Source organism: Paenibacillus sp. 1-18 (assembly GCF_000520755.1).
Taxonomy (GTDB): domain Bacteria; phylum Bacillota; class Bacilli; order Paenibacillales; family Paenibacillaceae; genus Paenibacillus; species Paenibacillus brasilensis.
The window spans coordinates 1-5,490 of record NZ_ASSB01000251.1 but is presented as its reverse complement, the minus strand read 5'-3'; the positions used below and the strand labels follow the sequence as shown (position 1 = coordinate 5,490).

Annotated in this window: 6 protein-coding genes and 1 pseudogene; all 7 read right to left on the bottom strand. The window is 49.8% G+C overall.

Annotation, left to right across the window (positions count from 1 at the left end; all coding sequences use genetic code 11):
• A pseudogene (locus L693_RS28200) lies at positions 1–244 on the bottom strand (MFS transporter); the annotation flags it as partial.
• Entirely contained in the window at positions 244–1,377 is a 1,134-nt protein-coding gene (locus tag L693_RS0115945; RefSeq protein WP_025718204.1) for an MGDG synthase family glycosyltransferase, read from the bottom strand. The gene L693_RS0115945 and the pseudogene L693_RS28200, both read right to left, overlap by 1 nt.
• Before the next feature lie 22 nt (positions 1,378–1,399).
• On the bottom strand, positions 1,400–2,101 hold the full coding sequence (locus L693_RS0115940) for a polysaccharide deacetylase family protein (RefSeq protein ID WP_025718202.1): 702 nt from the start codon (positions 2,099–2,101) through the stop codon (positions 1,400–1,402).
• Positions 2,102–2,131: 30 nt separating this feature from the next.
• Positions 2,132–3,298: an MGDG synthase family glycosyltransferase gene (locus L693_RS0115935; protein ID WP_025718201.1), complete on the bottom strand. Its 1,167-nt coding sequence runs from the start codon at positions 3,296–3,298 to the stop codon at positions 2,132–2,134.
• Between the two features lie 24 nt (positions 3,299–3,322).
• Positions 3,323–3,844, bottom strand: coding sequence for a phosphatase PAP2 family protein (locus L693_RS0115930; RefSeq protein WP_025718199.1), 522 nt, complete (start codon positions 3,842–3,844; stop codon positions 3,323–3,325).
• Entirely contained in the window at positions 3,822–4,460 is a 639-nt protein-coding gene (locus L693_RS0115925) for a YqaA family protein (protein ID WP_025718197.1), read from the bottom strand. Before L693_RS0115925 ends, L693_RS0115930 begins: the two co-directional genes overlap by 23 nt.
• Before the next feature lie 138 nt (positions 4,461–4,598).
• Positions 4,599–5,231, bottom strand: coding sequence for a YkoP family protein (locus L693_RS0115920; protein WP_025718195.1), 633 nt, complete (start codon positions 5,229–5,231; stop codon positions 4,599–4,601).
• Positions 5,232–5,490: the final 259 nt, after the last annotated feature.

The window sequence follows — 5,490 nt, the reverse complement described above, 5'->3', positions numbered from 1 at the left end:
TGGCGGGCAGCAGCCAGCGCAGCGAAAACCTGTCCAGTAAATATCCAGCCACACATTTAATCAGCGTATCGGCTGTATAATGAAGCGAGACGGCAAGACCGACCAAAGCAACGGTTTGCCCCGACTCGTTGACGGCAAAGTTCGGCAGGAACGAGAGCAAGAAAGCGCTTCGGACAAACTCTGTGCAAAAAAGCACCGTGAACAGCGTCAGAGTAGAAAGCTTGAACGCGCTCCTCCCGCTCATCATATTCCACCCCTTCTTAAGGGACTTGCCTCAGGAAACAAATGCCGAACAATATGGTCCGCAGACGTTTTCTGCCTTGCTGCGAGCAGCCCGTTCATCATCGACTGCTTGATCGGCTCAGAGGAGATCATCGCTTGTATCTGCAACACCAGATCATGAATCGTAAAGGCCACGACTGCCGCTCCTTTGCGCTGCAAATACAGGGCATTTTCCTTCTCCTGCCCCAGAAACGGATTTAGGATGAAAATCGGAACCCCGGCCTGAATCGTCTCGGATAGTGTAACGCCTCCCGCTTTCGTGATGACGCAGCAGGCACTGCTCATCAAAATATGCAATTGATAGGTGAAGCCGAATACATCCACTCTTGCATCATCCGCCCAGCTCTCCGCAAGTCTCCGTCTCCATCTTTTCTGCCGGCCGCAAATCACTTGAATGCGAACGCCTGACAAGAGTAGCAGCTTCCCGATGAGCCTCGATAGCGATTGCAATGTGCCGCAGACGTTGGCCATAAGCAGAATCACATGCTCATCTGCCTCTTTAACGGAGCTGGAACCGATCATTGCCGCATCATAAAATGATTCCCTGACCGGAATTCCGGTCACGGTAATACGACTCTCGGGGACGCCCTGCCTGATCATGGCCTCTTTCACGTCGCTGGCAGGGACAAAATAGTGATCCGGCTTGGCGAACAGCCATCTCCGGTGAACGTCAAAGTCCGTTATGACAACAGCAGTCCGGGGACGGATCGCAGATAATGCCTCGCCGCTCGGCAAGCTGCCGAACGGGAATGTATAAATGATGACTTCGGGCTGGTACTGGAGGATGATTTTCTTGAGCCTGTCGCCACCAAGACTGTTCATCCAGGCCGCAATCTTTCCCTTCATGGGAAGCCGATTGGTCAGATGGTAGATCCATCCGTAATAGGGGATGCCTAAGCTGGCTGCATGCGGGCTTTGCCGGTATAGAAAGCGGATTATTTTGTTCAGCACAGGATAAGCTTCCCGGAACAAGTCGACAACCGCCACCTCGCTATAACCATTGCGAATTAAGCTTTGCTGCAACACCTTGGACACCTGATGATGACCTTCTCCGTAATCAGCCGTTAAAATTAAAATTTGTGGTTCCTGTCCCACTATTGTCACCTCATTTCACTTGTCAAGCCATTTCATCCAGACGAACGAATTGCAAGTTGCGTCCCTGTAATTGATGCAGTACTTCCTCCAGAGCCTGAAGCATAAAATATGGCGCGTGACGGTCCGCTCCCGGCGTATCTCCGCTGTCATGCAGCAAAATAACAGATCCGTCCGTAATTCCGTTCAGCAGCGTTGCCTTCAGCTTCTTGCGGCAGCTTCTGCTGCGCCAATCCCCCGCCTTCAAGGACCAGAGTACGATGCGGTACGATTTGGGATGAAAGAAATCGAAAGCGTTCATGAGCCCCCATGGCGGACGATAGTGATCCGGCCTTTTTCCAATTATGGATTCAATAATATCTGCGGTCCGTTTCATATGATCACGCCGCACCGTCCAGGGAAGCATCAGCCAATTGGAGGTGTGATCGTAATTGTGGATTCCAATCTGATGACCTTCACGATCCATTCTTCTGATTAGATCCGGGTGCAGTTCCGCCTGCGAGCCAAGCACGAAGAATGTGGCCTTCACTTGATAATCCTGCAATAAATCCAATAATTCCGGTGTATACCTCGGATGCGGCCCATCGTCGAACGTGAACGCTACCTGGTTCTTGGTCGTTCCCTTACGAAAGGCTCCCAATCTGACTATTCTTGGCAGAAAACTGGGAATTAGCATATACAGACTGATGAAGCCTATGAGCCCAATCAACAAATATTTAACAAGCAACGTCTTTATCCCCCTTAGTGAAAATTAAGCTTAAGCATACTGCTGCAAGGAGCAAACCCATTTTTCTTCCTGGGTATCGCTCTGCATGCTCAGAATTTGCATGACCGCATGTCTGGCGGAATCCTGCTGTCTGCACAGCCCTGCTTTCTCCCTCATTTCTTCCAATAGGGAAGGCTGTTGAACCAGCTGCTGAAGCTGATCCTGCAAATTGTCAATCTGACATAGATACGCTACTCCCGCTTGAATCAAATAATCGGCATTATCCTTTTCCTGCCCCAGTCGTGGCTCCAGCAGCAGCATGGGAAGCTGAAGCGCCAGCGCTTCGGAGGTCGTCAGTCCGCCCGGCTTGGTAATCAATACGTCTGCGGACGCCATCCATTCATGGATTCCCTCCAGGAAGCCTGTCAGCATGACGTTATCCCTGTCTCCCAACGCTTCATGCAGACGGTTCAGCAGCTTCACATTGCGTCCGCATACGATCACAAATTGCACGTTAGGGGGGAAAGAGTCAGATTGCATTAGCTCGATGAAGGATTTATTTATAATCCCGCAGCCGCCGCCCATCACCAGCACGACAAAGGTGTCAAGAGGCAAGGCCAGCTTCTCGCGCAGCCGGTCTTTATTGGCGGTCTGACTGTAGGATGGGCGAACAGGGATGCCCGTTACAGCAATTTTGTGGTCAGCAACGCCTTTTCTCTGCAGAGCTGCACGCACACCTTCGGAGCCGACCAGATACAGATCCGTAAACGGATGTATCCAATAGCTGTGATCGGAATGGTCGGTAATGACTGTTGCCGCAGGCAGATCCGTCATCCCTTTTTCCTTAAGCAAGGAAATGGCGGCTGATGCCAGCGGGAACGTACTGACAATCAACGTCGGCTGTTCCTCATTCAGAAGTTTGAGCAGCCGCTGCAGGCTGGTCGTGAGAAAATGCTTCAGGAAGAAAGTAAGTGTACTGTCCGTCCGGGTCTTCTGATACATATATCCGTATGAGGAGGGAAAATGCTTCACCCATTGCAGGAAGCAATACCGTTCAACCACATGCATGCGGGGATGGATCCATTGCATAAAGTCGACCACCTCTACTCCCTGTTTGTACAACACCGATGCCTCCAAAATCGCCTTGGCTGCCTGCATATGTCCATCCCCGAGCGCGCCGGACAAAATCAGCAGCTTTTCCCGTTTCATGCTATTCATCAACAATCGCCTCCTTCGTGAAATTTAACTATGCATGAACAAAACAACCAGCACCGCCGTTAGGAATCCGACCATCCCACCAGCCACACAATCGATTGGATAGTGATAGCCCCAATAAACCCGGGATATGGCCACCAACAAGGCCAGACCAATCAATACAAGCATAATTGCCGGCGATGAGGCCAACATAAAAGGTGTAACCAGGGCGAAAATAGCGGTTGTATGGCCGGATGGGAAGGAATAATCCTTCAACGGGAATTTGCCTACCTTTACCTGCTTCAGCTTGCGGAAAGGCCGGTCTCTGCGCACCTTTCTCTTGATCAGGACAGCAACGATATGGCTAACGGCCAGTGCGATCAAGCTTTGCAGCCCGATTCTGCTGAACTCCCCCTCGGCGAACCATGCCAAGGACACTGCGCAAATGATGGTAAACAAAGCTCCGCCCAAATGGGTAATCCATCCGAACAATCGGTCCAAGGCCCGACTACTCAGCCGATGGTTGCACCAGAAGAACATCGTTTGATCAATTCGCCTTATCCACTGCATCCTGCTTTCCGCCCCCGTTCCCTGTTTTTTCGATAAGTTGATGTTCATCCCTTATCTTCCTCCGCTCAGACAGCTTCCGTATCAAGAACCATATTGCCGCAATCGCTACACCAACGCCCACCAGCATAATCGTGAGAACTTGGTTCACCATATTCTCTGCCGCGCGGCCATATATATAGAAGAGAAAACCGACTACATAAAACTTCACCGCCCGACCAATGGCGGCATAGCTGAGCAGCTTCCATAACGTATAATTCATGCATCCGGATAAAATCGTAAATATTTTAAACGGGATCGGAGTGAACGATCCGATCAGGATTGCGGCCTCGCCGCGGCGGGCAAATAAGTCGCTTGCCGAATCCAGCCATTTTTTCTTCATTACACTGCCTAAAATATGCTTTCCCGACAGCTTGCCGATCCCATAACCGATCGGTGTCCCAAGCAGGCTTCCGGCAAAGCCAACCGTAGCGAGCCATAAAGCCGACTCCGGTTGCACCGCGCTTAAAGAAAGCTGCAGGAAGAACGCCGGGATAGGGAAGATAATCGCATCGAGCATAGCGTGAATAAAAAGTCCCGTCGCTCCGAAGTTCTGTAAAAATTCCATAATTTCATCCATGAATGCCTTCCCGCCTTTGTTACAGAGCATGATGAAAAATAGGTTACCTCTGGGTGGTATGGGTTTCCAGTCGCTGTGTTCCAACTTCATACCGCCCTCCAGGAACTTTACCGACCACGCTCTTAGTTTCTTTTGTTTTTAATTAATTGGATCTGATTTGGGCAGACTTAACTCCTTTGAAACGGACTGTCTCTTCATCGTCATAAATCGGTTCCTCAGCGAGCTGCGGGAGTGAATCAGCATCATCGGTATCAATTGTTCGGTCTTGCGACCAATCCGCTTCTTGCCTTCAGGGTGCATGACGGATAACAATAATCTTAGATAAGCCGTTGTAATGCGTTGGAACAGATCGGACTTCATCGGTTGTTGTTCGAAACCAAGACCATGTATCAAACCACGATGAAGCAGCGTAATGGCGACTAACGCCTTCACCTCTCTGAACTCCGGCTGACTTGCGAATGCCTCGCTGATCTGCTGCATGGATTTCCGTGTAAGCCGGGCCGTCATGAGCGCCGCGCGGTCTGAGTCTTCGGATTTGGTCAGCATCAGAATCGTTTCATTATTGAGATGGAGTTCCCCGACCAGATCGCCTTTATCGATGATGGTGGAGTCCGCACAGACGATGCTCTCCCCTCGGTGTTTCTTAATCATGACTTTGCAAATTCCAAAGTGCGATGTATGCGAGCCGCGAAAGCGTGAAATCCAATCGAACCCTCTTTCCCACACCATCCAGACCGCTTGCATTGAAGATTTGCGTAAACGAAGCAACATTGATCCAACCATCCCTCAATCTTATTTTAATCGACAAATTTCATTGAAATTGTCAAACTGGAATAATATTTCTATGTGAATTCCTTATCTCTGTTAACTTTATGATAGAGGATTTAACCAAAAGAGCATACGGGCTGAAGTACTGGTGGGGCCGGATACATCCGGTTGCCTACTGTATATGATTAAGTATGAAAAACAAGTCTTAATTAAACGTAAAGAAATTCTTAAACGACCACCTGCTCAAAGCAGGTGGATTTTG

Excerpts from the sequence above, each read along its gene's own strand:
- L693_RS0115935 (WP_025718201.1), bottom strand. The coding sequence starts at position 3,298 with ATGAATAGCATGAAACGGGAAAAGCTGCTGATTTTGTCCGGCGCGCTC.
- L693_RS0115930 (WP_025718199.1), bottom strand. The coding sequence starts at position 3,844 with ATGCAGTGGATAAGGCGAATTGATCAAACGATGTTCTTCTGGTGCAAC.
- L693_RS0115925 (WP_025718197.1), bottom strand. The coding sequence starts at position 4,460 with ATGGATGAAATTATGGAATTTTTACAGAACTTCGGAGCGACGGGACTT.
- L693_RS0115920 (WP_025718195.1), bottom strand. The coding sequence starts at position 5,231 with ATGTTGCTTCGTTTACGCAAATCTTCAATGCAAGCGGTCTGGATGGTG.